Source organism: Pseudomonas sp. TNT3, assembly GCF_010095445.2.
In the GTDB taxonomy this organism is placed as follows: domain Bacteria; phylum Pseudomonadota; class Gammaproteobacteria; order Pseudomonadales; family Pseudomonadaceae; genus Aquipseudomonas.
In genome coordinates this window covers 26870-53035 of sequence record NZ_WFGV02000044.1, presented here as the reverse complement: position 1 = coordinate 53035, position 26166 = coordinate 26870, and the positions used below count along the sequence as shown (strand labels likewise).

Genomic DNA, 26166 nt, shown 5'->3' with positions numbered 1-26166 from the left:
CGGCGCTTTGGGTAGAAGGGGTGGGACGAGAAGTCTCCCACAGTCTGTACTGGTCAGAGTCAGAATCGAGTCTGTAGTCCCACCCCACCCCTTCAAGTCTAAACATACAAGCGAGCCTGCTCGCGATGAGGGCTTCATTCGCATGAAGATTCTCGCCCCTACTCCACCGCCACCTTCGCAAACCCCGCCCGGATTCTCTCTTCCGGCAAATCATCGGCAATAAACACGATCACGCTTTCGCGCGGTTCATCGTCCGCCCACTCGGTATCCCAGTCGAAGCCATACAACTTCAACACGCCCTGGAACACCATGCGCCGAGGCTCGCCAGCGATGTTCAGCACCCCCTTGTAGCGCAGCAGTTGCTTGCCATGGTCTTCCAGCAGTTCGTTCATGAACTCGCTGAGCTTGTCGATATCCAGCGGCTTGTCAGTTCGCAGCACAAGGCTGGAAATGCGATCGATCGAAGGCGCCGAATTGGCCACCGGACGCAAGCTGATGCCGCCGCCCAGATCCGCATTGAGGTTGAAGCCGCGGACGTCGAGCAACTCGGCCAGGTCGATGTTGCCGTGATCGACCACTCGAATGGGTGCGCGACGGTTGATGCGGGTCAGGCGCTCGCTCAGCGCGGTGAAAGTCGCCTCATCCACCAGATCACGCTTGCTCACCAGCAGGCGATCGGCAAAACCAATCTGTGCCTGGGCGATGGTCTGGGTCAGATGGGTGTCGGCATGAGCGGCGTCTACCAAGGTGATGATGCCGTCGAGGATGTAGCGCTCACGCAATTCTTCATCGATGAAAAAGGTTTGCGCAACGGGCGCCGGATCGGCCAGTCCCGTGCATTCGATGACCAGACGGTCGAAGGCAATTTCACCGCTATCCAGGCGCTCAAGCAACAGGTAAAGCGCCTTGGTCAGGTCGGTGTGGATGGTGCAACAGACACAGCCGTTGGACAGCGTCATCACTTGTACAGGCTCGTCACCCAACAGCTGGGTGTCGATGCCGGCGTCGCTGAATTCGTTCTCGATCACGGCGATTTTCAGGCCGTGTTCTGCTTTGAGCAGGTGGCGCAACAGTGTGGTTTTGCCAGCACCGAGGAAGCCACTGAGGATTGTTACTGGAATGGGAGAGGACAAACTGGATCTCCTGACTCACAAATTGAAGTATCAACACAAAATAAATGTGGGAGCTGGCCTGCCAGCGATGGCGGCTGAACATTCAACATCACTGTTGAATGACAGTCCGCCATCGCCAGCCGGCCAGCTCCCACAAGATTGCTGCTAATCCGACCACCGGATCAACAGCACTTCGGCCCACCCTTGCCACCGTAACGGGCTTCCTGACGCTCCCGGAAGAACATCTCGTAGCTCATCACCGGTTTGTCCGGGTGTTTGGTTTGCATATGCTCGACATAGTTGTCGTAGTCGGGCATGCCGACCATCAGGCGCGCGGCCTGACCGAGGTATTTACCGAGGCGACTCAGGTCATTGAACATGTTTGCAATCCTCGATTACGCATCCGGCACAGCCTGGTATGGCGCTTCTTTATCCGTACGCTCTTTGGTACCCCAGGCAGCAATACCGACCTTGAGCGCATAGAACAGGATGCTGAACACCACAAACAGGAACAGCCCCGTCAGCGTTGCGTTGGTGTACGCGTTGTAAATCACGTGTTGCATCTGGTTGATGTCCTTCGCCGGAGCGAGGATCTGACCGTTGGCCAATGCATCGCTGTACTTCTTGGCCAGCGACAGGAAGCCGATCGCCGGGTTGGCGTCAAACAGCTTGATGAAGCCTGCCGTCACGGTGCAGATCAGCAGCCAGACAGCTGGCAGCATGGTCACCCAGATGTAGCGTTGACGTTTCATTTTGATCAGCACGACCGTCGCCAGCATCAGCGCGATGCCTGCCAGCATCTGATTGGAGATACCGAACAGCGGCCACAAGGTGTTGATCCCGCCCAACGGGTCGATCACGCCTTGATACAGCAGGTAGCCCCACATTGCCACGCAACCGGCGGTGGCGATCAGGTTGGCGGTCCAGGATTCAGTGCGCTTGAGCGCCGGCACGAAAGAGCCCAGCAGATCCTGCAGCATGAAACGCCCGGCACGGGTGCCGGCGTCCACGGCGGTCAGAATGAACAGCGCTTCGAACAGGATCGCAAAGTGGTACCAGAACGCCATGGTGTTTTCACCCGGCAGGACACTGTGCAGGATCTGTGCGATACCGACCGCCAGGGTCGGAGCGCCACCCGCGCGAGCCAGAATCGTTGTTTCACCGATGTCCTTGGCCACCGCTTGCAGGGCTTCAGGTGTGATCGCGAAGCCCCAGCTGCTGACGGTTTGCGCGACAGTCACCACATCACCGCCCACAATCGCGGCCGGGCTGTTCATGGCGAAATACACGCCAGGCTCAATCACCGAAGCGGCAACCATCGCCATGATAGCCACGAAGGATTCCATCAGCATGCCGCCGTACCCGATGTATCGGGCATGGCCTTCATTGGCCAACAGTTTCGGTGTGGTACCAGACGAAATCAGCGCATGGAAACCCGACACCGCACCGCACGCGATGGTGATGAACAGGAACGGGAACAGACCGCCCTTCCACACCGGCCCGGTGCCGTCGATGAACTGGGTCAGGGCTGGCATTTTCAGGTCTGGCATGGTCACCAGGATGCCGATTGCCAGGGCGATGATGGTGCCGATTTTCAAGAAGGTCGACAGGTAGTCACGGGGCGCCAGGATCAGCCACACCGGCAACACAGCGGCCACAAAACCATAACCGATCAGCATCCAGGTGATCTGGATCCCGGTAAAGGTGAAGGCTTTGGCCCACACCGGATCAGCGGCGATCTGCCCACCGAGCCAGATCGAGCCCAGCAGCAACAGCACGCCAATGACGGAAATTTCACCGATGCGGCCCGGGCGGATGTAGCGCATGTAAATGCCCATGAACATCGCAATCGGGATGGTCGCCATCACGGTGAAAATGCCCCACGGGCTTTCAGCCAGCGCTTTAACCACGATCAACGCCAGCACCGCGAGGATGATGATCATGATCAGGAAGCAGCCAAACAGCGCGATGGTGCCAGGGATACGGCCCATTTCCTCACGGACCATGTCGCCCAATGAGCGGCCGTTGCGACGAGTGGACAGGAACAGGATCATGAAGTCCTGAACCGCGCCCGCCAGCACCACACCGGCAATCAGCCACAGCGTGCCGGGCAGGTAACCCATTTGCGCCGCCAACACCGGACCGACCAGAGGCCCCGCGCCAGCGATGGCCGCGAAGTGGTGACCGAAGAGGATGTGTTTGTTGGTTGGAACGTAGTCCAGACCATCATTGTTGAGTACGGCGGGGGTGGCCCGTCGCGGGTCGAGTTGCATCACATTGTTAGCGATGAACAGACTGTAGTAGCGGTACGCGACCAGATAGATGGCCACTGCCGCGACCACAATCCACAAGGCATTGATCGCCTCGCCTCGGCGCAATGCCACTACGCCCAGAGCGCACGCTCCTACGATTGCCAGCAGCAGCCAGGGTATATGGCGTAGCAGGCTATTATTATTTTTCATTTTATGATTCCAGCCAGGGTGGACAAGAAAGACAGCCACCCCGAGTTTAGCTCGCCTGACGGCAAAGACCATACCCCGACATTGGTCTGGAGGCCTGTCCGTGCTGGCGGCCTAAGACAATGCGGGTCTATAGTCAGCGAACATTTCGAGGATTGCCCCATGAGCGACCACGCTGCCGATCGCCGCCGCTTCAAACGAATCGCGTTCGATGCAAAAACCGAGCTGGGCCAAGGGGAAATGATCTGGCCCGTGAAGCTGATCGATCTTTCACTGAAAGGGTTGTTGATCGAACGACCAGTGCCGTGGCTTGGGGATCAAGCGAAGGATTTCTTCGTGAATATTCATCTGACCGATGACATCGACATCGCCATGGACGTACAGCTGACCCACGAAGAAAACGGTCAGCTTGGTTTCGTCTGCCGACACATCAGCCTTGAATCCATTGAACGCCTTCGGCGGTTGATCGAGTTCAACCTGGGAGATCCGCTGGAGCTGGAGCGGGAACTGGGTGCACTGATCGAAGTTTGACCACTTCCTGTAGGAGCTGCCGCAGGCTGCGATCTTTTGATCTTGTTCCTGAACATCAAGATCAAAAGATCGCAGCCTGCGGCCCCTCCTACAGGGAGATTGTATTCACTCGAATAGCGCGTCGAGGGCTTGCTCCAGACGCGTCACGGCAATGATCTGCAATCCGGCCGGCGCTTCCTTCGGCGCATTGCCCTTGGGCACGATGGCGCGCTTGAACCCGTGCTTGGCTGCTTCCTTCAAGCGTTCCTGACCACTGGGAACCGGCCGCACTTCACCTGACAAGCCCACTTCGCCGAACACCAGCAGATCGTGGGGCAACGGCCGATTACGCAAACTGGACATGACCGCCGCCATCAGCGCCAGGTCGGAAGCAGTCTCCAACACCTTCACGCCGCCCACCACGTTGAGGAACACATCCTGATCGTGGGTCGGAATGCCGCCGTGACGGTGCAGCACCGCCAACAACATTGCCAGGCGGTTCTGATCCAGCCCCAACGTGACCCGGCGCGGGTTGGCGAGATGACTGTCATCCACTAGGGCCTGGACTTCCACCAGCATCGGCCGGGTCCCCTCCCACGTGGCCATGACCACACTGCCAGGTACTTCTTCCTGCGCGCGCGTCAGAAAAATCGCCGAAGGGTTGGAGACTTCTTTCAGCCCCTTGTCGGTCATGCCGAACACACCCAGTTCGTTAACCGCCCCAAAACGGTTTTTCACCGCACGCAGCAAGCGCAACCGCCCATCCGACTCGCCTTCGAAATACAGTACGGTGTCCACCATGTGCTCCAGCACACGAGGGCCGGCAAGCGCGCCTTCCTTGGTGACATGACCGACCAAAAAAATGGCCGTGCCACTCTGCTTGGCATAGCGCACCAGCAACGCCGCACTTTCCCGGACCTGGGAGACACCGCCGGGAGCCGATTGCAGCTGTTCAGTGAAGATGGTCTGGATGGAGTCAATCACCATGACTTTGGGCTTTTCGACCCGCGCCGTGGCGATGATTGTTTCGATGCAGGTTTCAGTCATCACCCGCAGCTGATCCTGAGGCAGTCCCAGGCGCCGGGCCCGCATCGCTACCTGCTGCTGGGACTCCTCGCCGGTGACGTACAGCGCAGGCATGGTTTTGGCGAGGTTGCATAAGGTTTGCAACAGAATGGTCGATTTTCCGATGCCCGGATCACCGCCGATCAACACCACCGAGCCGTCGACCAGACCACCGCCCAGCACCCGATCGAGTTCGCTGGAGGCCGTGGAGAAGCGCGGGATTTCTTCAACGCTGACTTCGGCCAACGTCCTGATCTGCGCCTGCTGGCCAGTCCACCCGGTGCGACCGCTGGGAGGCGCGGCGCCGCCACTCTCGACCATGGTTTCGGTCAGGGTGTTCCAGGCACCACACTCGCCACACTGGCCGGCCCACTTGGGGAAGGTCGAGCCGCACTCGGTGCAGCCGTACATGCGCTTGGCCTTGGCCATTTTAACTCCCGACAAAAAAACGCGATGATAGCGCAGTTGAGCCGGATCAGTTGCCAATGGGTTTGAGCACTTGCCTGATCGAACGACGAGGTTTTATTCACGCAGTGGCTATTAAGAAAAACCTGTACAAACTAATAAACAGATCGGCACTGTACTCAACAATTAATACACAAACCCTGTACAGCTCTTCATCGAACAAAACAACCTTGTACAACTTCAATTAACATCGATATTAGAATGCCACCAATCGTCATTATTGATACACATCTGACATGCCGACTATCAAAGCATTTGCTAATCGTTATCAAACTTACCCTGTGAAAGTACGACTTTAATCCAAGCCATTCGACTTCCTTCCGGCAGCTGTTTTTCCGCCGGATAATAATGGCATCAGTCCTCCCAACTCCTCGCAGGCGAGCATCACATCATTTCCGCGAAACGATCGCAGATCGCACAGCGGTGATGGCCTTTTATAAACTTTTTCCGGCTAGCCCGGTCGATAGCAGGCAAGCTCTGTAAGCAGTTGTTTCGGGCAGAACGCACTCTGCTGATTTACACTGCCTTCACCAACCTCATCTGTAACAAGGAAAAAACCTATGGGCGTGATCAGTGAGTTCAAGGCCTTCGCGGTCAAAGGGAACGTGATCGACATGGCAGTCGGTATCATTATCGGCGCCGCGTTCGGCAAAATCGTGTCATCGTTCGTCGGCGACGTCATCATGCCGCCAATCGGTTTGCTGATTGGCGGAGTGGATTTCAGTGATCTGGCGATTACGCTCAAGGCAGCGAACGGCGATATCCCTGCGGTGGTGATGGCTTACGGTAAATTCATCCAGACCATCATTGACTTCGTCATCGTCGCTTTCGCGATCTTCATGGGCGTCAAAGCCATCAATCGTCTGAAGCGCGAGGAAGCCGCGGCGCCAACACTGCCGCCGGTTCCGACCAAGGAAGAAGTGCTGCTGGGCGAGATTCGCGATCTGCTCAAAGCCCGGAACGATCGACCCGGAACGCAGGATTGAAAACAGAAACGGCGCCTTCCCGGCGCCGTTTTTTTTCACCAGTACGTTTCTACTGCCACCTGTCCGGGCCGTCGACTGAGGCTCAGGTTCATGTCGCGCAGCTTCAATACCTTTCGGGTGTCATCGATCATCTGCGGATTGCCGCAAAGCATGACCCGCGAATGCTCCGGCGTAAGCGCCACACCCGCTGCGCGCTCCAGTTCGCCGTTCTCGATGAGCGTGGTGATTCGCCCGTTCAACGCTCCGGGGTACGACTCGCGGGTGACGGTGGGGACAAACTGCAGCTTGTGCGCGAATTCAACCAGGTAGTCACGCCGAACAAGCCCCTCAATCAAATCCCGATAAGCCAGCTCCCGGGCTTCGCGCACGCTGTAAACCAGGATGATGCGCTCGAATTTCTCCCATACTTCGAAGTCCTGCAGGATCGACAAAAACGGTGCCAGGCCGGTGCCGGTGGCGAGTAGCCAGAGATCACGCCCATCAACGAACCGATCAAGGGTCAGGTAACCGAAGGCTTGGCGGTCGACCAGCAGCGTATCGCCAACTTCAAGCCGACTCAGCTCACTGGTGAACTCGCCGCCCGGCACAACAATCGAAAAAAATTCGAGAAACTCGTCATGAGGTGACGAAACCATCGAATACGCGCGCCATACGGTGCTGCCGTCCGCCTTGGTGACCCCCAGCCGAGCGAATTGGCCTGCACGAAAACGAAAGCCGGGATCCCTCGTAGTCCGTAATGTGAACAGACTCGGAGTCAACGAATGGACGTCGAGCAGGGTTTGGCGAGTGAATTTTTCTGCACTGGCGGTCATGGGGCGCTCCGATCAACAGGTACCCCAGTGTCCCGCAAAGCACAAAAATTAAACACCGACGGTTTGTAATGACTTTAACTTATTCGGCCTGTATTAACCGACTAGCTCAAACTTCTCACAGAGTAAAATTAAAGATGACATTCAATAAATCAAACTCACTCCATACTGTATTAGAACTGAATCTTCACTTCTATAGCACTAACAACAGCCAAATAACAACTACCCATCTGAAGGAAACATCCTACACTTTTCGGGGTGCAGGATCTTGGATCCACCACGCACCCCCTCATGTACCCGCAGCCGTAACTGGAGCTTCACTATGGACCAGTGGAAAGAAACACAAATGAAACAGTTGTCTGCTACGACGGACATTCAAAACGCGTACCAGATTTCGATGACTTTTGCCAAGAATACCGGTTTCAAATTTTGTGCCTTTTCAACTGGTTACTTGGACAAAATAACGACGTCCAGCGTGATTCAGTTCGACAACTACCCAGGCGAATTGAACGCGAAGTATAAGCAAAAAGTCCTGGGTGCACTTAACCCGATAGTGGCGCATTGCAATCAATCGATGTTTCCGATTCTCTGGTCGCAAGAGCTGTTTTCCGAAGCCACCTGGATCTGGGACGCACTCGAGCAGCATGGTTCGCAGTACGGGTGGTCTCAATCGTTCCACGATGAAAGAAGTGGTCTGTGCAGCATCTTGAGCCTGGCCCGAAGCCATCAACCGATCACGACATATGAGCTTTACGATAATCTGGGTTTTTCGGTGTTCATCGGGCGCCATCTGCACGCGCTGGCCGTAGAAACGTTGCCCAGACAGGTCGCCGATCACGAAGTACCGCACTTGTCGGAACGTGAAATCGATGTCTTGAAGCTGGCAGCAGCGGGCAAGACGGCGGGAGAAAGCGCCATAATTCTCAACGTCACCCCGCGCACCGTCAATTTCCATGTGCAAAGCGCAATTATGAAATTCGGCGTCAATAACAAAATTTCAGCAGTGATTGCGGCTGCCAAGGTCGGAATCCTCACCAACACCTTGGGCCGCTGACAAAACCTGCGAGTAATTCAATAGAAAAAATCGTACCATTTGCAGCCTTTCCGAGTGTTGACCTGTAAACCTCTACAGCGCAGTACACTCGGCCGGATTCGCCCGCAACAATGCCCCTGGCGGCGAGAATTCGTTGATTACCAAGAGCCCCTCGCCCATGCCTTTGCTTGAAACCCCCTTTGCCCAACTCGATCTGATCCGCCAGCCCGAGCAGCCGAACGAGCCGCTACAAGCATTCGATGCTGCAGACGAGTATCTGCTTAACTACCTGGCCGAACAGCAACCCACCGTGCAAACCCGGGTGCTGGTGCTCAACGACAGCTTCGGAGCATTGGCCGCAAGCCTGGTCGGCAAAACTCAAGTCACCAGCAGCGGCGACTCGTTCCTGGCGTTTCAGGGGCTGGAAAAGAACCTGCTGCGGAACAGCCACGCATTTGATGCTGTGCCGAAGGTGCCCGCCAACCAGCCATTCACCGGGCCGTTTGACCGGGTACTGATCAGGGTGCCAAAGACCCTGGCCTTGCTCGAAGAGCAACTGATACGCCTTCAGGGACAATTGGCACCGGGCGCACAAGTGGTCGCCGCCGCCATGATCAAGCACCTGCCCCGCGCAGCCGGCGACCTGCTTGAGCGTTACATCGGCCCGGTCCATGCCTCGCTGGCCGTCAAGAAAGCACGTCTACTGATCGCGACCGCTGAAGCCAGGGTCGCAGCGGTATCGCCCTACCCGACCCGTTATCAGCTCGACACTCCCGCTATCGAACTGCTCAACCACGCCAACGTGTTCTGCCGTGAAGGCCTGGATATCGGCACCCGAGCGTTCCTGCCGCATCTGCCAATGAACCTGGGCGCCGCTCGTGTCGCGGATCTTGGCTGTGGCAACGGCGTTCTTGCCATTGCCAGCGCCCTGCAAAATCCTGACGCGCAGTACACGCTGGTCGACGAGTCGTTCATGGCGGTGCAATCCGCTGCAGAAAACTGGCGTACAGCGCTGGGTGACAGGGATGTGATCGTGCGGGCCGGTGATGGCCTGGCCGAACAGGAATCACAATCGCTGGACGTGGTGCTGTGCAATCCACCGTTCCACCAACAGCAAGTCGTGGGCGATTTCCTCGCCTGGCGCATGTTCCAGCAAGCCCGGGAGGCGCTCGTTGTGGGCGGTGCGCTGTACATCGTGGGCAACCGTCATCTGGGTTATCACAGCAAACTGGCCCGGCTGTTCCGTGGCGTCGAGCAAGTGGCGGCCACGCCCAAGTTCGTGATCCTCAAAGCCCGCAAGTAAATCGCAGGCAAAAAAAACCTCCATACGCTGGAGGTTTTTTATTGAGGGGCTGCAGCACCTCAATGTGTGCTCAGCCCTGCTGCGTTCATGAACATGCGCATCAGGCTCGCGACGATAAACAGCGCGCCCACGCTACCCACCCAGATCATCGCCAGCCATCCGAGTCGCTGCCACAGAGGCTTTTTCTCTGCGGCTTCAATTTCCTCCAATGAATGCTTACCAGTCATGGCTTTAAACCCTCCTCTTCAAGGTTGACGGCGTCTGTCTCGACGCCATCGCGAGCAAGCTTTGCGCTCACAGGCCGTGCGCTAGTGGTAGCCATCTTCATGGGTGACCTTGCCGCGGAACACGTAGTAGCTCCAGAAGGTGTAGCCCAGGATGAATGGGATGATAAACAGTGTGCCCACCAGCATGAAGCCTTGGCTTTGCGGCGGTGCTGCGGCGTCCCAAATCGAAATCGACGGCGGCACGATGTTCGGCCACAGGCTGATGCCCAGACCGCTGTAACCCAGGAAGATCAGCACCAGGGTCAACAGGAATGGCGTGTAGTTCGCGTTGCGTGCCACGGCCCGGATCAAACCGTACATGGTGACCAGCACCAGGATCGGCACCGGCAGGAACCAGAACAGATTCGGCAACGTGAACCAGCGCGAGGCAATCTCAGGATGAGCCAGCGGCGTCCACAGGCTGACAATACCGATCACCGCCAACACCACGAACGCCAATGGCCGCGCGAGGTTGTGCATCTGTTCCTGCAATTTGCCCTCGGTTTTCATGATCAGCCAGGTGCAACCCAGCAGCGCATACGCCACCACCAAAGCAACACCACAGAACAGAGTGAACGGCGTCAGCCAGTCCAGCGAACCACCGGCGAATTGACGGTTGACCACCGGTAGCCCATCAATGAATGCGCCCAGTGCCACACCCTGGAAAAACGTTGCAGCCACCGAACCACCAATGAACGCTTTGTCCCACAGGTGACGCTTGTCGTCTTTGGCCTTGAAACGAAACTCGAAGGCCACGCCGCGAAAAATCAGCCCGATCAGCATGAAGATCAGCGGCAGATACAGCGCCGACAGCACGACCGAATAGGCCAGCGGGAAGGCGCCGAACAATGCCGCGCCCCCGAGTACCAGCCAGGTTTCGTTGCCGTCCCAGACGGGCGCGACGGTGTTCATCATCACGTCCCGATCCGTCTTGCCCTTGATGAACGGGAAGAGAATCCCGATACCCAGGTCGAAACCGTCCATGACCACGTACATCATGATGCCGAAGATGATGATCACGGCCCAGATCAGCGGAAGATCAATACCCATGATTCAAATCTCCTTGGTCAGGCTGTGGTCGGCGTCAGCGTCAGCATCGTCTTCCGCTGCGGACAGCGGACGGGCGGGTGTACGTTTCTTGCCAGGACCGCCATCGTTGGTTTCCTTGCCTTCGTCGATCTTCGGTCCTTTGCGCACCAGACGCATCATGTAGCCCAGGCCGGCACCAAACAGCGCGAAATACACCACGACGAACATGATCAGGGTGATGCTCATCTGCAGGAAGCTATGGTTGGAGGACGCATCCGCCGTTCGCATCAAGCCGTAAACCACCCAGGGCTGGCGACCGATTTCAGTCGTGAACCACCCGGCGAGGATTGCAATCAGCCCCGAAGGCCCCATCCACAATGCCAGGTACAGGAACGGACGCGAGGTGTACAGCTTGTCGCTCTTGCGCAGCCACAGGCTCCACAGGCCGGTGAAGATCATCAGGAAACCCAGGCCAACCATGACCCGGAACGACCAGAACACGATGGTCGAATTGGGCCTGTCTTCAGGCGGGAAATCTTTCAGCGCCGGGACCTGTTTGTCCAGCGAGTGCGTGAGAATCAAGCTGCCGAGGTACGGAATTTCGACGGCGTACTTGGTTTTTTCGGCCTTCATGTCCGGCCAGCCAAAGAGGATCAACGGGGTCGGTTCATCACCGACGTTTTCCCAGTGCCCTTCAATTGCAGCGATTTTCGCTGGCTGATGTTCGAGCGTATTAAGGCCGTGGAAGTCGCCTATGACCGCCTGAATCGGCGCAACGATCAATGCCATCCACATGGCCATCGAGAGCATGGTACGGATCGCCGGATTGTCCTTGCCGCGGAGCAAATGCCAGGCCGCCGAGGAGCCGACGAAGAAGGCGGTCGCGACGAACGCAGCGGTTGCCATGTGCGCCAGGCGGTACGGGAACGACGGGTTGAAAATCACCGCCAGCCAGTCCACCGGAATCACCTGCCCATTGATGATTTCGTAACCTTGCGGGGTTTGCATCCAGCTGTTGGAGGCGAGAATCCAGAAGGTCGAGATCAGGGTGCCGATGGCAACCATCACCGTCGAGAAGAAGTGCAGGTTGCGCCCGACCTTGTTCCAGCCGAACAACATGACGCCCAGGAAGCCGGCTTCCAGGAAGAATGCAGTCAGGACTTCATAGGTGAGTAACGGGCCTGTCACGGCACCGGCGAAGTCCGAGAAACGGCTCCAGTTCGTGCCGAACTGATAGGCCATCACCAGGCCGGACACCACCCCCATGCCGAAGTTGACGGCAAAGATCTTCGACCAGAAGTGGTACAGGTCGCGGTAGGTATCGTTATTGGTTTTCAGCCACAGGCCTTCGAGCACCGCCAGGTAACTCGCCAGGCCAATGGTGATGGCCGGGAACAGAATGTGGAATGAGATGGTGAACGCGAACTGAATTCGGGCGAGATCAAGCGCCTCCAAACCGAACATAAGTCTTCCTCTGTCAGGTAATACCGGCTGTAGGCCTGCGGCCTGCACCCACTGCCCCCACGGATATGGAGTGTGGCGAATTCAAATTCGTTCTTTTTTTACAATCATCACAGCGTAGGGAGTCTGGCCATCTGGCCGCCGGATCATTTCCACAAAAGGTTTTGATCTGGATCAAGCATGGTTGAAAGAGTAGTCCCATTTTTGGGGGGGACCCGTGTGGTCTTTTGCCGCGTGACAGGTTGCCTCATGGCTCTGCACGGTCCCTTGTAGCAGCTGGCGAAGCCTGCGTTCGGCTGCGCAGCAGTCGTGAATTCAGGTTGGACGGTATGACTGATACATCGAGAGCGCCCATTTACGACTGCTTCGCAGCCGAACGCAGGCTTCGCCAGCTGCTACACAGGGCGAGCGCGAGATCGGTGTCTTGCTAACTAAATTTGCCGTGGTCGCAACTTCCAGTTACAGGTTAGTGATAATCTCGGGACTACCCCCGCTCAAGATCCGCCTCAGATGCCCAGCCAAGCGCCCCTGCTGTTACGTCATCACCGCCCTTTCATCGCGTTCTGGCTGGCCCGTGTATTCACGGCCAGCGGCTTTCAGATGCTCACCGTCGCCATCGGCTGGAATCTGTATCAACTGACCGGAAACGTGCTCGATCTCGGTCTCGTGGGCCTGGTGGAATTTGCGCCAAGGGTGCTGTTCATGTTGCACACCGGTCATGTGGCGGACCGTTATGACCGACGCAAAGTCGCGGCGATCTGTCAGTCACTGCAAGCGCTGATCGCCCTGTCACTGGCTATCGGCAGCGCCACCGATCATGTCACCCGGGAGATGATCTTCATCCTCGCGTTCCTGCTGGGTGCCGCGCGGTCCTTCGAAATGCCGACCACTCAAGCGCTGCTGCCCAGCATCGTTCCCAGCACCTTGTTTCCCCGGGCGGTTGCCGCCGCACAGTCTGCCCAGCAATCGGCCACCATCGTCGCCCCGGCTCTCGGCGGTTTGCTCTACGCCTTCGGCAGCGTCTGGGTCTATGGTCCGACGGTCATTCTCTACATTATTGCCTGCGCACTGATGCTCAACCTGCCGGCACGCCAGACACCGTTGAACAAGGGTAAAGCCACGCTGGACTCGCTGTTGGCCGGCATCCGTTTCATTCGCAGTCGCCCGGATATCCTCGGGGCGATTTCTCTGGATCTGTTCGCGGTTTTACTGGGGGGCGCGACGGCGTTGCTGCCGGTGTTCGCCAAAGACATTCTGCTGACGGGGCCGTGGGGACTGGGCCTGTTGCGTTCTGCACCCGCTGTGGGCGCATTGATGATGTCGCTTTGGCTCGCACGGTTCTCCGTGGACCGCAAGGTCGGGCGAGTCATGTTCACTGCCGTGGGCGTGTTCGGTGTCGCGACGATCGCGTTCGGCCTGTCGACTTCATTCTGGTTTTCCCTCGCGGTACTGGTGGTGCTGGGCGCGGCGGACATGATCAGCATGGTGATTCGCGCCTCCTTCGTGCAACTGGAAACCCCGGACGAAATGCGTGGCCGGGTGAGCGCCGTGAACGGACTGTTCATCGGCGCCTCCAACCAGTTAGGCGAATTCGAATCCGGCCTGACCGCTCACTGGTTCGGCACCGTACCGGCCGTTGTGATGGGCGGTATCGGCACCCTCGTGGTGACCGGCGTCTGGATCAAACTATTCCCGACCCTGGCCAACCGCGATCGCATGCATGTGCCTGTCGAAGAAGCCAAGGTCTAAAGCAGTTTGTCGAGGGTGACGGGAAAGTCCCGTACCCGCTTGCCGGTGGCGTGATAGATCGCGTTGGCCACCGCCGCGGCAACGCCAACGATGCCGATTTCACCCACGCCTTTCGAACCGAGGGCGTTGACGATCTCGTCGTGCTCTTCGACGAACAACACGTAAATGTCACCGATGTCAGCATTCACCGGGATGTGATATTCGGCCAGGCTGTGGTTCATGTGACGGCCCAGTGCATGATCGGTTTGCGTCTCTTCGTGCAGCGCCATTCCAATGCCCCACACCACGCCGCCGAGAATCTGGCTGCGCGCCATTTTCGGGTTAATCACCCTGCCCGCCGCGATGGCGCTGACCACGCGGTTGACCTTCACCGTTCCCAGGTCCTCATCGACAAACACCTCGACGAACACTGCCGAGTGAGTCGCCGTCGCATACGCCTCGCGTTTTTTGTCCGGCTCGGCATCCACCTGGACCTCCAGCGTGGCTTCGCCACTGTCCCGAACCAGCTCAGCCAGTGACACCTTCGCCTCACCGAACACTAACTGGCCGTCTTCGAAAACCGCCTGCTCCGTCGTCACCGCACTGAACGCCGGGTGCGTCTGCCGCGCCACCGCGAGCAGTTTTTCTTTCAATGCCTCGCAAGCCTGTTGCACGGCAGTACCCACCGACGAGACGGTGAACGAACCACCCTGCAGCGGCGCAGTGGGCAATGAGGAGTCGCCGAGGATAAACGTGACGTCCTTCACCGAAACGCCTGATGCCTGCGCGGCAATTTGCGTCATCACGGTGTAGGTTCCGGTGCCAATGTCCGTTGTCGCGCTGCTGACGGTTAAATGGCCCGTGTGGTCCAGGCTGGCCTTGGCACTGGCTTTCTGCTGCATCGCCTCCCAGACACCGCCGGCCATCCCCCAGCCCACCAATTGGCGGCCATGGCGCATGCTGCGTGGTTCGGGGTTACGCGCATCCCAACCAAAACGCTCGGCACCCTGTGCATAACAGGCGCGTAATTCCTTACTGGAATACGGCTTGTCTTCGTTCTGATTGCGTTCCGAATAGTTGATCAAACGCAGCTGCACCGGGTCGATCGCCAGCGCGCACGCCAGCTCGTCCATGGCGCACTCGAGACCGATCAGTCCGAGCGCGGCCCCGGGTGCTCGCATGTCCAGCGGGGTGAACACGTCGAGAGGGACTAACTTGTAAGTCAGTTGCACGTTGTCGCAGTGGTAGAGCATGCCGCTCCACTCCACGACATGTTCGGTAAAGTCCTCGAAGCGCGAGGTCTGGCCAATCGCAGTGTGCGCGACCCCCAGCAAGCGCCCGTTGGCTGTCGCGCCCAATTGCAGTCGTTGCAACGTGCGAGGCCGATAGCCGAAGGTGAACATCTGCTGACGGGTCAACGTCACGCGCACCGAGCGCTTCAGTTTGAGCGCGGCCATGACGGCGAGTGGCAGTTGATATTGAGGGCGCAAGCCCGAGCCGAACGCACCGCCGACATAGGCCGCGAAAATCCTGACCTGCTCTTTCTCGAGGCCGAAGACTTTTTGCACGTAGGACTGACAGTTTTGCGGCCCTTGAGTCTTGTCATGAATGTGCAGGCTGCCATCGGACTGGTACAGCACCGTGCTGGCGTGCGGCTCCATCGGATTGTGATGTTCAATCGGGGTGCTGTAATTCAGATCCAGGCTGATAGCCGCACCGGCGAACTCGGCCTGAAAATTCCCACGGGGCTTGGGCAGTTCGGCGGGCGCGGGATGCGCTTCTTCCTGCGTCGACAACAGATCGGTCTGATGGGCTTCGCTTTCGTATTCGATCACCACCAGGGAACCGGCATGGCGCGCCAGTTCAAGGTTGTCCGCCACCACCAGCGCAAGTGGCTGGCCACTGTAGAGCACCCGGTCGTTGTACAGCGGACGAAACGGTGAGCCTTCGGCGGAGTCGGCGTCGTCGTAATCCTTGTCGTAACTGGCGATCTTCGGCCGGCTCACATGATCGATCACCGCGATGACACCGGGCAGTGCCAGTGCTTTCGAGGCATCAATGCTGATCACCCGACCGCGGGCGATGCGGCTGGAAACAACACTGCCATGCAGCAGGCCTTCCTCTGGATACTCACCGGCGTAACGCGCTTGCCCCGTGACTTTGAGTTTGCCGTCAACGCGGTCCAGCGGTTGGCCCATGGGTTGAGTAAAAGTAGTCATCAGGCTTGCCCTCCCAGCGCGGCATCGCTCAGGGCGCGGACGATTGCCCGACGCGCCAGTTTGACCTTGAAAGCGTTGTGTTCCAGGGGTTCTGCGTGTTGCAGCAAGGCATCGGCGGCGGCGCTGAAGGTCTCGCGGCTGACGGCTTTGCCCACCAGAAAACTTTCCACGGCCTTGTCGCGCCAGGGTTTGTGCGCCACACCACCGAGTACCAGACGCGCCTCGCGGATGATCGGCCCGGTCATATCGAGTGCCGCAGCCACCGAGACCAGTGCAAAGGCATAGGACGCACGATCGCGGATCTTCAGGTAATGGCTGTACTGGGCAAAACCGGCCGCTGGCAACTCGATGGCGGTGATCAACTCGTCATCGGCCAACTGGTTGTCACGCTCCGGCGACTCGCCTGGCAGGCGGTGGAAGTCGGCGAACTCGATGACTCGCGAGCCTGCGCGTCCTTGAACGTGGACCAGCGCCTCCAGTGCGGCCAGCGCGACACACATGTCCGAAGGATGAGTGGCGACGCACTGCACGCTGGCGCCGAAGATGGCATGAATGCGGTTCAGTCCGTCCTTCGCCGGGCAACCGCTGCCGGGTTCGCGTTTGTTGCACGGCACGCTGGCGTCGTAGAAGTAGTAGCAGCGCGTGCGTTGCAACAGGTTGCCGCCCGTGCTGGCCATGTTGCGCAGCTGCGGCGAGGCGCCCGCCAGTATGGCCTGGGACAACAGCGGGTAACGCTGTTCGATCAGGGGATGCCAGGCCAGGTCGGCATTGCTGACCAGGGCGCCGATCATCAACCCGCCCGTCTCGGTTTCGCGGACCTCTCGCAGGGGCAGCCCGGTGATATCGATCAGGTGCTCAGGACGGGTGACGTTTTCCTTCATCAAGTCCAGTAGATTGGTACCGCCGGCAATGAACCGTGACGCGGGACCGGCGAGATGAACGGCGTCCTGCACCGAATCGGGCTTGCTGTAATGAAAGGGATTCATTGGCCACCTCCTTGCCCGTCTTGCTGGCGACAGGCGGGAAGCGCCTCTTCGATGGCATCGCGAATATTGCTGTACGCGCCACAGCGGCAGAGATTGCCACTCATCAGTTCCTGGATTTGTTCGGTGGTCTGCGCCCGACCTTCGTTGGCCATTCCCACGGCAGAGCAGATCTGCCCCGGCGTGCAGTAACCGCACTGGAAAGCGTCGTGCTTGATGAAGGCCTGCTGCATCGGATGCAGTTGATCGCCGTCGGCCAAACCTTCGATGGTGGTCAGTTCGGCACCGTCGCACATGACGGCCAGCGTCAGGCAGGCATTCACGCGCTTGCCGTTGAGCAACACCGTACAGGCGCCGCACTGGCCGTGGTCGCAGCCCTTTTTCGTGCCAATCAGGTCCAGCTGTTCACGCAGCAAATCCAGCAGCGTGGTCCAGGGCAGCACTTCAAGCTCACGCCTTTGACCATTGAGGGTGATGCGCAACGGATATCGGGCAAAGGCCGGCTGCGCTGCGTCGGGAGTGGTCGCGCTCATATACACCTCACGGTTGATCGTACGTTCGCGGCGTTTTGGCAAACCGCCGTCATAAGGGGTACGACTTCAGGGGGTGCGGAGCGTTCAAGGAAGTTGATCTGTGGCGCGTGCTCGACTGCACAGCCTGATCAGGCCAGCGGGAGCAAGCTCCCTCGCCACAGGATCGGTTCTAAATGACTAACTCCACGGCCACAGATGCACGCGTGGCTTTGCCGCAGAGTTGTTCCACAAGCGCCAGGGCAAATGGCAGCGCAGCGCCCGAACCTTGCGCGGTGATGCAATTACCGTCGATCACTACCGGTTGATCGACGAAGTTGCAGCCTGACAATTGGTGGCTGGCCGAAGGCAGGCAGGTCATGCGTCGCTGACGCAGGACACCAAAGGCCTGCAATGCCACCGCAGGGGCCTCGGCAATACCGGCAAACAGTCGGCCGGCAGACGCCTGGTCCTTGATCAGTTGTTGCAACGGTTGATGCGCCGCCAGGTGCTGCGCCCCGACTGAGCCGCCGGGCAGCGCGATCAGGTCAAACGTCTGGGCGAGCAAGTCAACGAGCATGGCATCGGCCGTCAAGCGGGTGCCGCGCGCACAGGTGAGCATGCGCCGTCCCTCGATGCTGGCCACCACCACTTCGACTTTGGCGCGGCGCAGCACATCGACCAGGGTCACGGTTTGCAGATCATCGATGCCCTCGGCGAGGGTAATCAGGGCTCTAAAGGTCATGGGGGGTGTTCCACAGAATGATCTCTAAAGCGTAGTCAGCTTTCTTGAGCCCTGTTCTGGCTGGCCGTTACTTGATGTAAAGCTGGGTCGACATCGTGTTGCCCGGTGCATTGATCGAGGTGTTGCTGAACGTGAAAGTACCCTCCTGCTTGCCGGCCAGATCAAACACGTACAGATAGCCAACCGTTTTTTTTCCGACGGTGCATTCCGTCAGGTTGCCGTTATCAAACGCGCAGATGGGGGTTCGGGTGCCGTTCACTTCGAAACCATCCAGACCGACTTGAGCCGTACGCCCGTAGCCGACTTCCAGCACATACACCTTGATACTCGGCCCACTGTGATTGCAGCGCGTCTGTTCCTGCCCCTGTGCAATGTCTTCAAAGCCGCAGGCCGGCGATTCGACCTTGAGTACCTTCACCTGGCTCAAGGGGGGCGCCGATGCCGCCGACACCGTTTGTGCCCCAAGGAACACGGCCAAAGCTGTTCCAGACACTCTAAACAGATGCTTTTTCATGCAGCCCTCATGTCACCCCAGATTCAGCGCGCAGTATGGCTCACTTGGCTTTAACGCAAAACATCGACGACGATCGCAGCCATAAGCAGCCACAGCCCCACGCTGCTGGTATGATGCGCGGCTTTTTCCGACCCACAGAAAATTACCAGGCGCCTGCAGCGGTCTGTGCTTTGCTGTTGAGGTCGATACATTCACGGCGCCGGGCGCGCCACGGGGAGCAGACATGCTGGAAAGGCTGTTTCAACTCAAGGCACACAACACCAACGTGCGGACCGAGATTCTTGCGGGCGTAACGACCTTTTTGGCCATGGCCTACATTCTGTTCGTCAACCCGAGCATCCTCGGCGAGACCGGCATGGACAAGGGTGCGGTGTTTGTCGCAACGTGTCTGGCAGCGGCCATTGGCTCGACGGTCATGGGCCTGATCGCCAACTACCCGATCGCGCTGGCACCGGGCATGGGCCTGAACGCCTTCTTCACCTACACCGTGGTCCTGCACATGGGCCACACCTGGCAAGTGGCGCTGGGCGCGGTGTTCATCTCGGCAGTGCTGTTCTTCCTGCTGTCGATCTTCCGCATTCGTGAATGGATCATCAACAGTATCCCGCTGCCGCTGCGTTCGGCGATTGCGGCCGGTATCGGCCTGTTCCTGGCACTGATTGCCCTGCACAACGCCGGCATCGTGGTCAGCAACCCGGCAACAATGGTCGGCCTCGGCGACTTGAAGCAACCGGCTCCGATCCTCGCGACCCTCGGCTTTGCGCTGATCGTGGCCCTCGAAGCCATGAAGATACGCGGCGCTGTGCTGATCGGCATTCTGGTGGTGACCATCGCCTCCATTGCGCTGGGCTTTACACCGTTCGGTGGCGTGATGTCGATGCCGCCGTCCCTGGCCCCGACGTTCCTGCAACTCGATATCAAAGGCGCGCTGGACATCGGTCTGGTCAGCGTGATTTTTGCCTTCCTGTTCGTAGATCTGTTCGACAACTCCGGCACATTGATTGGCGTTGCCAAGCGCGCCGGGCTGATGGGCAAGGACGGCCACATGCCGAAAATGGGTCGCGCGCTCATCGCCGACAGCACGGCGGCCATGGCCGGTTCGCTGCTGGGCACATCGACGACGACCAGCTACATCGAATCCGCAGCCGGCGTGAGCGCGGGTGGCCGCACAGGCCTGACCGCGGTGGTGGTGGCGATCCTGTTCCTGCTGGCGCTGTTCTTCTCGCCACTGGCCGCCAGCGTTCCGGCGTTCGCGACTGCACCGGCCCTGCTGTTCGTCGCGGTATTGATGACATCCGGCCTGGCCGAAATAGACTGGGACGACATCACCGTTGCCGCGCCGGTCGTTGTCACCGCCCTGGCAATGCCATTCACGTACTCCATCGCCAACGGCATCGCCTTCGGTTTCATTTCCTGGACCGTGATCAAGCTGCTGTCCGGCCGCGCCCGTGAGTTGAATCCGGCGCTGGTGATTCTGTCGATTCTGTTCGTGATCAAGTTGGGTTGGTTCAACGCATGACTTTTGATTCCCAGGCTTACGCCACTCAGCTCGAAGAAAAGGTCACGCGCCTGCGCGACCTGCTGGCCCCGTTCGACGCGCCCGAGCCGACCGTGTTCGACTCGCCTTTGAAGAACTTTCGCCTGCGTGCGGAATTTCGCCTGTGGCGCGAAGGCGGCGAGCGTCACTACGCGATGTTTTCCCAGGAAGACAAACGCACGCCGATCCTGATCGAAGAGTTCCCGATCGCCAGCCTGCGCATCAACCAGTTGATGCCGCAGCTCAAGGCGGCGTGGAAGGCCAGTGCGGCACTGAGCCACAAACTGTTTCAGGTGGAGTTCCTGACCACCCTGGCCGGCGACGCGATGATCACCCTGTGTTATCACCGGCCCCTCGACGAACATTGGCACACCGCCGCATCGAAACTGGCAGCCGACCTTAACGTCAGCGTGATCGGTCGCTCCAAGGGCAAACGCGAAGTCATCGGTCACGATTATGTGGTCGAGAAGCTTGAAGTGGGCGGTCGCACCTTCAGCTATCGCCAACCGGAAGGCGCGTTCACTCAGCCCAACGGCACCGTGAATCAGAAGATGCTCAACTGGGCGTACGACTCCCTGGGCGATCGTGCGGATGATTTGTTGGAGCTGTATTGCGGCAACGGCAACTTCACCCTGCCCCTCGCCACCCGAGTGCGCAAAGTGCTGGCCACCGAAATCAGCAAGGCTTCGGTCAATGCGGCCTTGAGCAACCTCAGCGAAAACGCTGTGGATAACGTCACGCTGGTGCGTTTGTCCGCCGAAGAACTGACCCAAGCGCTGAACGAAGTGCGTCCGTTCCGTCGTCTGCAAGGCATTGATCTGAAGCGCTACGAATTCGGCAGCGTCTTCGTCGATCCGCCTCGCGCCGGCATGGACCCGGACACCTGCGAACTGACCCGGCGCTTTGACAACATCCTCTACATTTCCTGTAATCCGGAAACACTGGCGGCCAACATCGCCCAGTTGCACGACACGCACCGCATCACCCGCTGCGCGATGTTCGACCAGTTCCCGTGGACGCATCACATGGAATCCGGAGTGATGCTGACCCGTCGCTGATTGCAGCAGCCATAAACAGAAAAGCCGTCTTCATGACGGCTTTTTTGTGGGTGCTCAGTGGGGGAGATCGGCTTTGCGCGAACTCTCTACAACGCTGAAATCGTCCGATCACCGCACACAAACGTCTGCGATCCCGCCTCTTCAATTGACCAAACTAACCATCTAGTACAATTTATCTCCACAGGCTGAAAAATCGGCCAATGCTAAAAATAATAAGTGGAGAGACCCCATGCCCCCTATCGTTCTGGTGCTGAACGGCCCGAACCTGAACCTGCTTGGTACCCGTGAACCGGCCACTTACGGGCACGAAACCCTGGCGGATATCTCAGCGCTGTGTGGACGTACCGCAGAAGAATTCGGCCTCACCGTGGAATTTCGCCAGACCAATCATGAAGGCGAGCTGCTCGACTGGATTCATGCCGCTCGCAAGCGTTGCGCCGGCATCGTCATCAATCCGGCCGCCTGGACACACACCTCGGTTGCGATTCGTGATGCATTGGTTGCCAGTGAGCTGCCGGTTATTGAAGTGCACCTGTCCAACGTTCACGCCCGTGAGCCTTTTCGCCACCACTCGTTCGTATCGGCTGTGGCGATAGCGGTAATGGCCGGTTTTGGCAGCCATGGTTATCGCCTGGCGCTGGAGCATTTCAGTCTGCGTTTGAAGGGGTGAGCAGCATGGACCAGCACAACGTGGTACTGGCCGGCCTGATCGGCGCTGGCATTCAGGCGTCACGCACTCCGGCGCTGCACGAGCATGAAGGCGATGCGCAGGGCATGCGGTATCTCTATCGCCTGATCGATCTCGACCAGTTGAAACTCGATAGCGCTGCCCTGCCCGAGCTGCTGATGGCAGCCGAGTGCATGAACTTCACCGGCCTCAACATCACATTTCCCTGCAAGCAGACAATTATCCCGTTACTCGACGAGTTGTCTCCGGAGGCCCGTGGCATTGGGGCGGTCAATACGGTGGTGCTTAGAGACGGTAAACGAATCGGCCACAACACCGATTGCCTGGGTTTTGCCGAAGGATTTCGGCGTGGCTTGCAGGACGTTTCCGTTGAACACGTCGTACAAATGGGCGCGGGGGGTGCCGGCGCGGCGGTCGCCCATGCGCTATTGAGCGAAGGCGTACAACGGCTGAGCATTTTCGATGTGGAAATCAGCCGCGCGGAAGCCTTGGCGCAGAATCTCAACCAACACTTCGGCGCCCGTCGTGCGGTGGCCGGGCATGATTTGCCGAGTGCGCTGGCTCAGGCGAACGGGCTGGTCAATACCACGCCCATGGGCATGAAGAAACTGCCGGGCATGCCTGTTCCCGCGGAACTGCTTCGCAAGGAGCTATGGGTGGCAGAGATCGTCTACTTTCCGCTGGAAACCGAACTGCTGCGCAACGCCCGCGCCTTGGGCTGCCGGACGCTGGATGGCGGCAACATGGCGGTGTTTCAGGCGGTAAAGGCGTTTGAGCTGTTCAGCGGTGTGGTGCCGGATGCGCAGCGAATGCTCGCGCATTTTCAAAGCATGAACGGGTAAAGATCAAAAAATCGCAGCCGGCGGCAATGCCTGCAGGCTGCGATCTCAAGGGTGAGATCAAGCCTGCAGATAGCGCAAAACCGACTCGCAGATCATTTCCCGATGACGCTGCTTGATGCGCTCGTTCGGCAAATCGATCTGGAACATTTCACTGAGCGTGTGGCGGTTCGATACGCGATAGAAGCAGAACGAGCTCATCAGCAAATGCACATCCAGCGGATCGAGGCCGGGGCGGAACACACCTTCGTCTGCACCCCGGCGCAGGGTCACGCCCAATGCGTCGAGAACAGTGTTGTTCATCGCCTTGATGGCATCGGAGCGCTTCACGTACTCGGCGTTGTGGATATTCTCGATGCTGACGATTCGCACGAAGTCGACGTTGCGGTCATGGTGATCGAAGGTAAATTCCACCAGGCGGCGAATCGCGTCCACGGGCGCCAGCTCGGACAGGTTCAAACGGTTTTCAGTGTTGCGGATGTCACCGTACAGCTTTTCCAGAACCTCGACGTAGAGCTGCTCTTTACTGCCGAAGTAGTAATAGATCATGCGCTTCGAGGTGTGGATCCGGTCAGCGATCGCGTCGACGCGAGCGCCGGAAAGCCCCTGCTGGACGAACTCGACAATGGCCTCTTGAAGAATATTCTCGCGGGTCTTTTCCGGATTGTTCTTGCGACTCTTGCGCGGCCCCGCCACTGGTTCGTCGGGCACTACGGAGAGTTCTTGAGATATTGTCATTGCGGGCTCACGGCCATCACTGAACAGGCTGGCGATTATGAGCCGCGCCGCACGGCGAAGGAAGCTGTGCGGTAGCGGTTTAACCTCGCGCTTACCAATTTCCTACAACTTTGCCTGACGGACGGCGCCACTACGTGATTTGGCCATCGCCGCCAGCCGTACCGCTACGTTGGCAGCACCGTAACCTGCGTAGCCGTCCTTACGCTGGATGATTTCAAAGAAGAAACGCCCTTCGAACGGCTCGGTGTAGACGTGAAACAGCTCGCCGCCCTGGGAATCCCGGTCGTAAAGCACATTGTAATAGGCCAGTTCGCTGAGGAATTCGTCGTCAAAATCGAAGCGCGCCGCGAGGTCATCGTAATAATTGAGCGGGATGTCCAGCAGCGGTACGCCCGCCTCTTTGGCGCGACTGACTTCAGCGAAGATGTCGTCACAATCGAAGGCGATGTGATGCACGCCCGAGCCGCGATAGCTCGACAGTGCGTGTGAAATCGCGGTGTTACGGTTCTCGGAGATATTTAAAGGCAAGCGGATCGAACTGTCACGACTGCGCAGGGCCCGGCTCTTCACCAGACCATACGGGTCAGGAAGCACCACTTCATCGTCGGCTTCGAAGTCCAGCAGGCTTTTGTAAAAAAGCACCCAGCTGTCGAGGCTGTCGGCGGGCAATGCAATGGCCATATGGTCGATGCGCTTGAGGCCGCCGCGAGCCACCGCATCGGGGCGCACGTTAAAATCGGTCCCGTAGACATCGGCGTCCTGATCCACCAGATAGATCAGGCTGCCATCCGGTGCGCGCACGGCGGCCAGCTCCAGCTCGTTCGGGCCTACCAGCCCGCGATAGGGTTGACCTTTATAGGCGACGGCGCGGGCCAGCGCACTGCTGCTGTCCTTGACCCGCACGGCCATGGCGCACAGTGAAGGACCGTGAGCTTCGAAAAAGCTGTTGGCGAAGGAGTAAGGCTCGCAATTGAGGATCAGGTTGATATCACCCTGTCGCAGCAAGCTCACGCTCTTGGAGCGATGTTGCCCCGCCTTGACGAACCCCAGTCGCTCCAGCCAGTGGGAAAGCTTGGCACCGAGGCTCTCATCCACCGCAAATTCGAGAAACTCGATCCCGTTGTACTCGCTGGCCTTGGGGGTCTCGAACAGAATCTCCGGGTTGGCCGTTGGCTTGGCTTCCTGCGCCAGCCGCTCACGGGTTTTCTCTTCCAGGTACAGCAGCGAACGCAACCCGTCAGCGGCGTTGGCTCGAGGCGGTGCGGCGCGGAAGCCATCGTTGAAGATCTCAAGCGACAGCGGTCCGGTGTAACCGCTCTTGATGATGGGTGCGAGGAAACCGGCCAGATCGAATTCGCCCTGCCCCGGGAAACAGCGGAAGTGCCGGCTCCACTCCAGCACGTCCATGGCCAGGATCGGAGCGTCAGCCATTTGGACGAAGAAAATCTTGTCGCCGGGAATATCGGCGATTGCGCTGGGATCGCCCTTGAGCGACAGGGTGTGAAAACTGTCCAGCAGCACGCCGAGACTCGGGTGATCAGCCTGGCGGACGATGTTCCACACCTGTTGCCACGTGTTGACATGCCGCCCCCACGCCAGCGCTTCATAACCGATACGCAGGCCACGCGCCCCGGCGTGCTCGGCGAGCAGACGCAAATCGTCGACCAGAATCTGTTCGTCACCGATGGAATCGGCAGAGGCGTTGCTGCACACCAGCACGAGGTCAGTCCCCAGTTCCTGCATCAGGTCAAACTTGCGTTCGGCCCGTTCCAGGTTGCGTGGCAAGCGATCGCGGCGGCAGCCCTCGAAATCCCGGAAAGGCTGAAACAGGGTGATCGCGATCCCGAGATCGGCGCACATCTGTTTGATTTCCCGTGGACTACCGTCGTAGTAGAGCAGGTCATTTTCGAAAATCTCCACCCCGTCAAAGCCGGCGGCGGCAATGGCTTCGAGTTTTTCCGGCAGGGTACCGCTCAAGGAAAGGGTGGCAATGGAACGCTGCATATTCAGACTCCCGGTGGTGGAGACAATCTTTTTATCGACATCGCGGTAACCGCATTTGTAGCAGCTGGCGAGCCTGCGTCCGGCTGCGAAGCAGTCGTGAAATCAG

24 protein-coding genes are annotated in these 26166 nt (G+C 58.7%); 9 read left to right on the top strand and 15 right to left on the bottom strand.

What is annotated here, in order from left to right; genetic code table 11:
* Positions 1-158: 158 nt before the first annotated feature.
* From yjiA to GBC55_RS22470, 3 genes are all read right to left on the bottom strand, one after another.
* Positions 159-1133: a GTPase gene (gene yjiA, locus GBC55_RS22480; RefSeq protein WP_162439536.1), complete on the bottom strand. Its 975-nt coding sequence runs from the start codon at positions 1131-1133 to the stop codon at positions 159-161.
* Positions 1134-1294: 161 nt separating this feature from the next.
* Positions 1295-1492, bottom strand: coding sequence for a YbdD/YjiX family protein (locus GBC55_RS22475; RefSeq protein ID WP_007895266.1), 198 nt, complete (start codon positions 1490-1492; stop codon positions 1295-1297).
* Positions 1493-1507: 15 nt separating this feature from the next.
* Positions 1508-3574 carry a carbon starvation CstA family protein gene (locus tag GBC55_RS22470; protein ID WP_162439537.1) on the bottom strand — a complete coding sequence of 689 codons (2067 nt, stop codon included), beginning with the start codon at positions 3572-3574 and terminating at the stop codon, positions 1508-1510.
* A 159-nt stretch (positions 3575-3733) separates the two neighbouring features.
* Here GBC55_RS22470 and GBC55_RS22465 point away from each other — a divergent pair, with 159 nt between their 5' ends.
* Complete coding sequence (locus GBC55_RS22465) at positions 3734-4102, top strand: PilZ domain-containing protein (protein WP_162439538.1); 369 nt, start codon at positions 3734-3736, stop codon at positions 4100-4102.
* Positions 4103-4207: 105 nt separating this feature from the next.
* On the opposite strand, the gene radA is transcribed toward GBC55_RS22465, so the two are convergent.
* Complete coding sequence (gene radA, locus GBC55_RS22460) at positions 4208-5575, bottom strand: DNA repair protein RadA (RefSeq protein WP_162439539.1); 1368 nt, start codon at positions 5573-5575, stop codon at positions 4208-4210.
* Between the two features lie 596 nt (positions 5576-6171).
* Here radA and mscL point away from each other — a divergent pair.
* The gene (mscL, locus tag GBC55_RS22455; protein WP_162439540.1) at positions 6172-6597 is read left to right on the top strand and encodes a large-conductance mechanosensitive channel protein MscL; all 426 of its coding nucleotides are present in this window, start codon (positions 6172-6174) and stop codon (positions 6595-6597) included.
* Positions 6598-6632: 35 nt separating this feature from the next.
* Here mscL and GBC55_RS22450 read toward each other — a convergent pair whose 3' ends face one another.
* Positions 6633-7409 (bottom strand): ferredoxin--NADP reductase, encoded by a 777-nt coding sequence (locus tag GBC55_RS22450; RefSeq protein WP_162439541.1) that lies wholly within the window; start codon positions 7407-7409, stop codon positions 6633-6635.
* A gap of 319 nt (positions 7410-7728) precedes the next feature.
* On the opposite strand from GBC55_RS22450, the gene GBC55_RS22445 reads away from it, so the two are divergent.
* Both GBC55_RS22445 and GBC55_RS22440 read left to right on the top strand, forming a co-directional pair.
* The gene (locus tag GBC55_RS22445; protein WP_162439542.1) at positions 7729-8460 is read left to right on the top strand and encodes an autoinducer binding domain-containing protein; all 732 of its coding nucleotides are present in this window, start codon (positions 7729-7731) and stop codon (positions 8458-8460) included.
* A 157-nt stretch (positions 8461-8617) separates the two neighbouring features.
* Positions 8618-9742: a class I SAM-dependent methyltransferase gene (locus GBC55_RS22440; RefSeq protein ID WP_162439543.1), complete on the top strand. Its 1125-nt coding sequence runs from the start codon at positions 8618-8620 to the stop codon at positions 9740-9742.
* A 59-nt stretch (positions 9743-9801) separates the two neighbouring features.
* Here the strand turns inward: GBC55_RS22440 and GBC55_RS22435 are convergent, their stop codons facing one another.
* The 3 genes from GBC55_RS22435 to GBC55_RS22425 form a co-directional block, all read right to left on the bottom strand.
* Entirely contained in the window at positions 9802-9969 is a 168-nt protein-coding gene (locus tag GBC55_RS22435; protein WP_162439544.1) for a DUF2474 domain-containing protein, read from the bottom strand.
* 81 nt (positions 9970-10050) lie between these two features.
* Positions 10051-11058, bottom strand: coding sequence for a cytochrome d ubiquinol oxidase subunit II (gene cydB, locus GBC55_RS22430; RefSeq protein ID WP_162439545.1), 1008 nt, complete (start codon positions 11056-11058; stop codon positions 10051-10053).
* A gap of 3 nt (positions 11059-11061) precedes the next feature.
* Entirely contained in the window at positions 11062-12501 is a 1440-nt protein-coding gene (locus tag GBC55_RS22425; protein WP_162439546.1) for a cytochrome ubiquinol oxidase subunit I, read from the bottom strand.
* Positions 12502-13008: 507 nt separating this feature from the next.
* Here GBC55_RS22425 and GBC55_RS22420 point away from each other — a divergent pair.
* Complete coding sequence (locus tag GBC55_RS22420; protein ID WP_162439547.1) at positions 13009-14247, top strand: MFS transporter; 1239 nt, start codon at positions 13009-13011, stop codon at positions 14245-14247.
* Here GBC55_RS22420 and GBC55_RS22415 read toward each other — a convergent pair.
* The 5 genes from GBC55_RS22415 to GBC55_RS22395 form a co-directional block, all read right to left on the bottom strand.
* A complete protein-coding gene (locus GBC55_RS22415) occupies positions 14244-16445 on the bottom strand; it encodes a xanthine dehydrogenase family protein molybdopterin-binding subunit (protein WP_162439548.1) in 2202 nt (733 codons plus the stop codon). The two genes, GBC55_RS22420 and GBC55_RS22415, sit on opposite strands and share 4 nt — an antisense overlap.
* Entirely contained in the window at positions 16445-17431 is a 987-nt protein-coding gene (locus GBC55_RS22410; RefSeq protein ID WP_162439549.1) for a xanthine dehydrogenase family protein subunit M, read from the bottom strand. Before GBC55_RS22410 ends, GBC55_RS22415 begins: the two co-directional genes overlap by 1 nt.
* Positions 17428-17961, bottom strand: coding sequence for a 2Fe-2S iron-sulfur cluster-binding protein (locus tag GBC55_RS22405; RefSeq protein ID WP_162439550.1), 534 nt, complete (start codon positions 17959-17961; stop codon positions 17428-17430). The genes GBC55_RS22410 and GBC55_RS22405 overlap by 4 nt, the downstream gene beginning before the upstream one ends.
* 169 nt (positions 17962-18130) lie before the next feature.
* Positions 18131-18682: a DJ-1 family glyoxalase III gene (locus GBC55_RS22400; RefSeq protein WP_162439551.1), complete on the bottom strand. Its 552-nt coding sequence runs from the start codon at positions 18680-18682 to the stop codon at positions 18131-18133.
* A 67-nt stretch (positions 18683-18749) separates the two neighbouring features.
* Entirely contained in the window at positions 18750-19196 is a 447-nt protein-coding gene (locus GBC55_RS22395) for a DUF4879 domain-containing protein (protein ID WP_162439552.1), read from the bottom strand.
* Between the two features lie 223 nt (positions 19197-19419).
* Between GBC55_RS22395 and GBC55_RS22390 the strand changes: the two genes are divergently transcribed.
* The 4 genes from GBC55_RS22390 to GBC55_RS22375 all read left to right on the top strand — a co-directional run bounded on the left by GBC55_RS22390 (position 19420) and on the right by GBC55_RS22375 (position 23321).
* A complete protein-coding gene (locus GBC55_RS22390) occupies positions 19420-20715 on the top strand; it encodes an NCS2 family permease (protein ID WP_162439553.1) in 1296 nt (431 codons plus the stop codon).
* Positions 20712-21791, top strand: coding sequence for a tRNA (uridine(54)-C5)-methyltransferase TrmA (trmA, locus tag GBC55_RS22385; protein WP_162439554.1), 1080 nt, complete (start codon positions 20712-20714; stop codon positions 21789-21791). The genes GBC55_RS22390 and trmA overlap by 4 nt, the downstream gene beginning before the upstream one ends.
* Before the next feature lie 229 nt (positions 21792-22020).
* Positions 22021-22461 (top strand): type II 3-dehydroquinate dehydratase, encoded by a 441-nt coding sequence (aroQ, locus tag GBC55_RS22380; RefSeq protein WP_162439555.1) that lies wholly within the window; start codon positions 22021-22023, stop codon positions 22459-22461.
* A 5-nt stretch (positions 22462-22466) separates the two neighbouring features.
* The gene (locus GBC55_RS22375) at positions 22467-23321 is read left to right on the top strand and encodes a shikimate dehydrogenase (protein ID WP_162439556.1); all 855 of its coding nucleotides are present in this window, start codon (positions 22467-22469) and stop codon (positions 23319-23321) included.
* A gap of 57 nt (positions 23322-23378) precedes the next feature.
* Here the strand turns inward: GBC55_RS22375 and GBC55_RS22370 are convergent, their stop codons facing one another.
* Positions 23379-24056 carry a TetR/AcrR family transcriptional regulator gene (locus GBC55_RS22370; protein WP_162439557.1) on the bottom strand — a complete coding sequence of 226 codons (678 nt, stop codon included), beginning with the start codon at positions 24054-24056 and terminating at the stop codon, positions 23379-23381.
* 102 nt (positions 24057-24158) lie between these two features.
* Positions 24159-26060, bottom strand: a complete 1902-nt coding sequence (gene quiC / locus GBC55_RS22365; protein WP_162439558.1) for a 3-dehydroshikimate dehydratase QuiC — start codon at positions 26058-26060, stop codon at positions 24159-24161.
* Positions 26061-26166: the final 106 nt, after the last annotated feature.

Coding starts and splice junctions, on each gene's coding strand:
- GBC55_RS22475 (WP_007895266.1), bottom strand. CDS start 1,492: ATGTTCAATGACCTGAGTCGCCTCGGTAAATACCTCGGTCAGGCCGCG.
- GBC55_RS22470 (WP_162439537.1), bottom strand. CDS start 3,574: ATGAAAAATAATAATAGCCTGCTACGCCATATACCCTGGCTGCTGCTG.
- GBC55_RS22465 (WP_162439538.1), top strand. CDS start 3,734: ATGAGCGACCACGCTGCCGATCGCCGCCGCTTCAAACGAATCGCGTTC.
- radA (WP_162439539.1), bottom strand. CDS start 5,575: ATGGCCAAGGCCAAGCGCATGTACGGCTGCACCGAGTGCGGCTCGACC.
- mscL (WP_162439540.1), top strand. CDS start 6,172: ATGGGCGTGATCAGTGAGTTCAAGGCCTTCGCGGTCAAAGGGAACGTG.
- GBC55_RS22450 (WP_162439541.1), bottom strand. CDS start 7,409: ATGACCGCCAGTGCAGAAAAATTCACTCGCCAAACCCTGCTCGACGTC.
- GBC55_RS22445 (WP_162439542.1), top strand. CDS start 7,729: ATGGACCAGTGGAAAGAAACACAAATGAAACAGTTGTCTGCTACGACG.
- GBC55_RS22440 (WP_162439543.1), top strand. CDS start 8,618: ATGCCTTTGCTTGAAACCCCCTTTGCCCAACTCGATCTGATCCGCCAG.
- GBC55_RS22435 (WP_162439544.1), bottom strand. CDS start 9,969: ATGACTGGTAAGCATTCATTGGAGGAAATTGAAGCCGCAGAGAAAAAG.
- cydB (WP_162439545.1), bottom strand. CDS start 11,058: ATGGGTATTGATCTTCCGCTGATCTGGGCCGTGATCATCATCTTCGGC.
- GBC55_RS22425 (WP_162439546.1), bottom strand. CDS start 12,501: ATGTTCGGTTTGGAGGCGCTTGATCTCGCCCGAATTCAGTTCGCGTTC.
- GBC55_RS22420 (WP_162439547.1), top strand. CDS start 13,009: ATGCCCAGCCAAGCGCCCCTGCTGTTACGTCATCACCGCCCTTTCATC.
- GBC55_RS22415 (WP_162439548.1), bottom strand. CDS start 16,445: ATGACTACTTTTACTCAACCCATGGGCCAACCGCTGGACCGCGTTGAC.
- GBC55_RS22410 (WP_162439549.1), bottom strand. CDS start 17,431: ATGAATCCCTTTCATTACAGCAAGCCCGATTCGGTGCAGGACGCCGTT.
- GBC55_RS22405 (WP_162439550.1), bottom strand. CDS start 17,961: ATGAGCGCGACCACTCCCGACGCAGCGCAGCCGGCCTTTGCCCGATAT.
- GBC55_RS22400 (WP_162439551.1), bottom strand. CDS start 18,682: ATGACCTTTAGAGCCCTGATTACCCTCGCCGAGGGCATCGATGATCTG.
- GBC55_RS22395 (WP_162439552.1), bottom strand. CDS start 19,196: ATGAAAAAGCATCTGTTTAGAGTGTCTGGAACAGCTTTGGCCGTGTTC.
- GBC55_RS22390 (WP_162439553.1), top strand. CDS start 19,420: ATGCTGGAAAGGCTGTTTCAACTCAAGGCACACAACACCAACGTGCGG.
- trmA (WP_162439554.1), top strand. CDS start 20,712: ATGACTTTTGATTCCCAGGCTTACGCCACTCAGCTCGAAGAAAAGGTC.
- aroQ (WP_162439555.1), top strand. CDS start 22,021: ATGCCCCCTATCGTTCTGGTGCTGAACGGCCCGAACCTGAACCTGCTT.
- GBC55_RS22375 (WP_162439556.1), top strand. CDS start 22,467: ATGGACCAGCACAACGTGGTACTGGCCGGCCTGATCGGCGCTGGCATT.
- GBC55_RS22370 (WP_162439557.1), bottom strand. CDS start 24,056: ATGACAATATCTCAAGAACTCTCCGTAGTGCCCGACGAACCAGTGGCG.
- quiC (WP_162439558.1), bottom strand. CDS start 26,060: ATGCAGCGTTCCATTGCCACCCTTTCCTTGAGCGGTACCCTGCCGGAA.